Origin of the sequence: Kitasatospora sp. NPDC057512, assembly GCF_042802135.1 — a bacterium.
Lineage (GTDB): Bacteria > Actinomycetota > Actinomycetes > Streptomycetales > Streptomycetaceae > Kitasatospora.
Window position 1 is genome coordinate 6,335 of sequence record NZ_JBHVET010000237.1, and the last position, 4,605, is coordinate 10,939.

General features: G+C 72.8%; 3 protein-coding genes and 1 pseudogene. All 4 read left to right on the top strand.

Features of this window, described 5'->3' with window-relative positions; translation table 11 throughout:
• Positions 1-276 (top strand): annotated as a pseudogene (locus ACFU6K_RS17570) (hypothetical protein); the annotation flags it as partial.
• Between the two features lie 3 nt (positions 277-279).
• Entirely contained in the window at positions 280-1,185 is a 906-nt protein-coding gene (locus ACFU6K_RS17575; RefSeq protein ID WP_380663946.1) for a hypothetical protein, read from the top strand.
• Between the two features lie 208 nt (positions 1,186-1,393).
• Positions 1,394-2,326, top strand: coding sequence for a FadR/GntR family transcriptional regulator (locus ACFU6K_RS17580; RefSeq protein ID WP_380663947.1), 933 nt, complete (start codon positions 1,394-1,396; stop codon positions 2,324-2,326).
• 588 nt (positions 2,327-2,914) lie between these two features.
• On the top strand, positions 2,915-4,561 hold the full coding sequence (locus ACFU6K_RS17585; protein ID WP_380663949.1) for an RNA polymerase sigma factor: 1,647 nt from the start codon (positions 2,915-2,917) through the stop codon (positions 4,559-4,561).
• Positions 4,562-4,605 lie beyond the last annotated feature (44 nt).

The following is a 4,605-nucleotide window of genomic DNA, read 5'->3' on the forward strand; positions in this document are numbered from 1 at the left end:
GCCAAGCCCGCCCGCGCCCCCACCGTCGCCGTCGACCGGCTCTTCCGCGACGACCCGGCCCCGGCCCTGCCGCAGCCGCCCGCCCGGGTCCGGCCCCCGGGCCGCCGGGTGAGCGCCGACGACCTGCTCACCGACGACACCGTCCGCCTCCGTCGCCCCGCCCCGGGCACGAGCGTCGTCCGGGCCTCCACCGCCCAGCCCCCCGCCGTTTCCACAGCCCCCGCCATCCCCGCATCCCCCGCCCCCGCCACCCCCGACGACCACCGGAGCGAGTGAACCGTGCGTGTCCTGGCCTACGAGCTGCGCCGCCTGCGCGGCCTGCGTTCCACCTGGCTGCTGCTCGCCGCCGTGCTGCTCGGCGACGCCGTCGTGGCCGCCGTCCTGGCGGACCAGGCCCCGGACGGCCCGTTGGCCGCCCCGGCCGGGGTGCGGCTGCTGACCGCCGCCGTCCCGTTGGTCCCGCTGCCCTTCGCGGCGCTCGGCGCCGGGGTGCTGGGCGCGCTCTCGTACGGGCACGAGGTGCGCCACCCGGGGCTGCCGGCCTCGCAGGTGTCGTACCCGCGCCGGGTGCGGCTGCTGCTGGCCAAGCTGCTGGTGATCGGACCGGTGGCGGCCCTGTTGGCACTGGCCACCCTGCTGATCGACACGCTGGCCGTGCACCTCGCGCTGCCGGACGGCGTCACCGTGGCGGCCTGGGCGGACCCGGCCGCGCTGTCGGACCGGGTGTCCGCAGCGGTGACCGGCGCCGGGCTGTCCGGGCTGTCCGACCTGCCGGGCGTGTTCTCCCCGCTCGGACTGATGGCCGGTCACGGGGTGCCCGCCGCCCTGCTGGCCTTCGTCCTGCTCACCGTGGTGGCGGCCTGGACCGGGGTGCTGACGGCCTCGCTGACCCGCAGCGCCGCGGCCGGGGTGCTGCTGCTGTGCGCGCTGCCGCCGCTGCTGGAGTCCGGCGTCGCGCTGCTGCTGCGTCACACCGGCAGGCCGTGGCCGACCCGGGCGGCCGAGCTGCTGCCGTTCCAGTCCGGGATCGAGTGGGCCTACGGCTGGGTGTACGGCGGTGCGCACGAGGCGGTGGCCGGGAGCGCGGCGCTGACCGACCCGGCACTGCTCGCCGCGGTCGCGGCCCCTGCGGGGCTCCTGCTGCTCGCCGCCCTGCTGGTCCAAGCCCGCCGCCGCGTCCTGTAGGCCCGGGGTTCCTTGTAGGCCCGTGGCTCCTTGTCGCGCGGGGCTTCCCGCGCGGTGCCGCACCCATGGGCGGCCCTGCCGGGGCCCTGCGGAAGCCCCCGGGGCGTGGCTTTGCCCGCGGTTACCAAGATCGACCAGCAGTGACCGTAATGCGCGGTTCTTCCTGATAAGAAGTCAATTATCCAGTCACGGTCGATCACCCTTTCGTGTGCTTTTCACGAGAATTCTCAAGCCGCGCCTGCGGATCGCCGACAAAGGAGGCGTGAGTACCCTTGCGCACCCCACCATGACCCCCGCCCGTTCCGCCGATGGGCCGATCCACGGTCCCGGCGACCTGGACCGCTTCTCGTACGCCGACCGGCCGACCCCGCCGGCGCCCCGCTGGGAGGGCGCCGAGTCCGACATCGCCCGGGTCGGCCGCAAGACCACCAGCAGCCGCGGTCGCGGTCTGCACGGCCAGCTGGTCCAGCAGCTCGGCCAGATGATCGTCTCCGGCGATCTCGGTGCCGACCGCCCGCTGGTGCCCGAGGAGATCGGCCAGCGGTTCGAGGTCTCCCGGACCGTCGTCCGCGAGTCGCTGCGCGTGCTGGAGGCCAAGGGCCTGGTCAGCGCCCGGCCGAACGTCGGCACCCGGGTCCGTCCGGTCGGCGACTGGAACCTGCTGGACCCGGACATCATCGAGTGGCGCGCCTTCGGTCCGCAGCGGGACGAGCAGCGCCGGGAACTGTTCGAGCTCCGCTGGGCGATCGAGCCGCTGGCCGCCCGGCTCGCCGCCGGCCACGGCCGGGAGGACGTCCAGCAGCGCCTGGTCGAGCTGGTCGAGATCATGGGCCACGCCGCCTCCCAGGCCGACCTCTCCACGTACACCCGGGCCGACGCCGAGCTGCACGGCCTGATCCTCCAGATGGCCGGCAACCGGATGCTGGAGCACCTGTCCGGGATCGTCGCCTGTGCGCTGCAGGTCTCGGGTGGCCCGGCGATCTCCTGCGAGCGGCCCTCCGAGTCCTCGGTCGGCCTGCACGCCCGGCTGGTGGACGCGCTGGGCGCCGGCGACGGTGCCGCGGGCGAGGTCGCGATGCGGGCGCTGCTCACCGTCCATCCCGAGATCGAGCCGTCCGTCCCCGCGCCCAGGGAGCACTGAACGGGCTGTTTCCACGAGCGGAGGCGCCGGCTGGCGGCGGTCCGCTCCGCCAGGGCCCTCCGGCCGCATCGCGCGGCGCAGCCGGGGGGCCTCCGCATGCCGTCGCCCCTCGGGTCGACCGAAGCCCCGAGAACGCGGAGAGCGCCGGGGGAGCCGGGGGAGCGCCGGGGAAACCGGAGCCGGGGGGAGTCGGCCGCGCCCGGGAGGGGTCACCGGGTCCGGGAAAGCCGCCCGGCGAAAGGCGGGCCCAATCCACGGCTTGTCCATGACAATAGTCCACCCCGCGAGTGCGCGATGATGGAAGCGGCCCCGGGTTGCGGGCGCCGGGTCGGTGTGACCCGCGACACGAAGGCCATGCGTAACACTTGACGAGTAGCAGCGATGTGTCCTGAGCGGAAGCAGCTCCGGAATACTCCAACATGTCAGAATGCTGTGTTGGTCCGCGGCGCTGCTGCCGTCCTGCAAACCCAGTCCTCAAGCCCGAGTCGGTCGGAATCGACACCGCGCGCCCGACGCGCGATCTCCTTCCCCGCCCGCTCGGGCGGCCGGTACGGGTTCGAGATCCACTCATCGTCCGAGAGGTTGTTCGTGTCGGCCAGCACATCCCGTTCGCTTCCCCCCGAGATCGCCGAGTCCGCGGCTCTGCTGGCGCTCATCGAGCGGGGCAAGGCCCAGGGGCAGATCGCCGGTGACGACGTGCGCCAGGCGTTCGAGGCGGACCAGATCCCGGTCACCAAGTGGAAGAACGTCATGCGCAGCCTCAACCAGGTGCTGATTGAGGAGGGGGTGGACCTCATGGTCAGCGCGGCCGAACCGGCCGGCGCCAAGCGCAAGAGCGTTGCTGCCAAGAGCCCCACCAAGCGCACCGCCACCAAGGCTGTCACCACCCGGACCCCGGCCGCCCCGTCGGCCCCGACCAAGCCGCCCGTGCGGATCGCCCCCGGCGCCCCCGTCGCGGCTCCGGCCGTCGCGGCCGCCACGGCCCCGGCTCCCACCGTCTCCGCCGAGATCACCGCCGAGGAGAGGACCGCGGTCGGCTCCGAGCTGAAGGCGGCTCCCGCGAAGAAGGCGGCGCCGGCCAAGAAGGCCGCGGCCAAGAAGACCGCCGCGCCGGCCAAGAAGACCGCTGCCAAGAAGACCGCCGCCGGCAAGAACGCCAAGGGCGACGAGGAGCTGCTCGGCGAGGAGGAGCTGCTCGAGGACGTCGCGCTGCCCGGTGACAAGACCGAGGCCGAGGGCACCGGTCCGGAGGAGGAGTCGGAGGGCTTCGTCCTCTCCGACGACGACGAGGACGACGCGCCGGCCCAGCAGGTCGCCGTCGCCGGCGCCACCGCCGACCCGGTCAAGGACTACCTGAAGCAGATCGGCAAGGTCCCGCTGCTCAACGCCGAGCAGGAGGTCGAGCTCGCCAAGCGCATCGAGGCCGGCCTGTTCGCCGAGGACAAGCTCTCGGCCGCCGACAAGCTCGCCCCGAAGCTCAAGCGCGAGCTGGAGATCATCGCCGAGGACGGCCGCCGGGCCAAGAACCACCTGCTGGAGGCCAACCTCCGCCTGGTGGTCTCGCTGGCCAAGCGCTACACCGGTCGCGGCATGCTCTTCCTGGACCTGATCCAGGAGGGCAACCTCGGTCTGATCCGTGCGGTCGAGAAGTTCGACTACACCAAGGGCTACAAGTTCTCGACCTACGCCACCTGGTGGATCCGCCAGGCGATCACCCGCGCCATGGCCGACCAGGCCCGCACCATCCGCATCCCGGTGCACATGGTCGAGGTCATCAACAAGCTGGCCCGTGTCCAGCGCCAGATGCTCCAGGACCTGGGCCGCGAGCCCACCCCGGAGGAGCTGGCCAAGGAACTCGACATGACCCCCGAGAAGGTCATCGAGGTCCAGAAGTACGGCCGTGAGCCGATCTCGCTGCACACCCCGCTGGGCGAGGACGGCGACAGCGAGTTCGGTGACCTGATCGAGGACTCCGAGGCGGTCGTCCCGGCCGACGCGGTCTCCTTCACCCTGCTCCAGGAGCAGCTGCACTCGGTGCTGGACACCCTGTCCGAGCGCGAGGCGGGCGTGGTCTCGATGCGCTTCGGCCTGACCGACGGCCAGCCGAAGACGCTGGATGAGATCGGCAAGGTGTACGGGGTCACCCGTGAGCGCATCCGCCAGATCGAGTCGAAGACCATGTCGAAGCTGCGCCACCCGTCGCGCTCCCAGGTGCTGCGCGACTACCTGGACTGATCGACGGCAGTCGTTCCACGCGAAGGCCCGGAGCCGCACGGCTC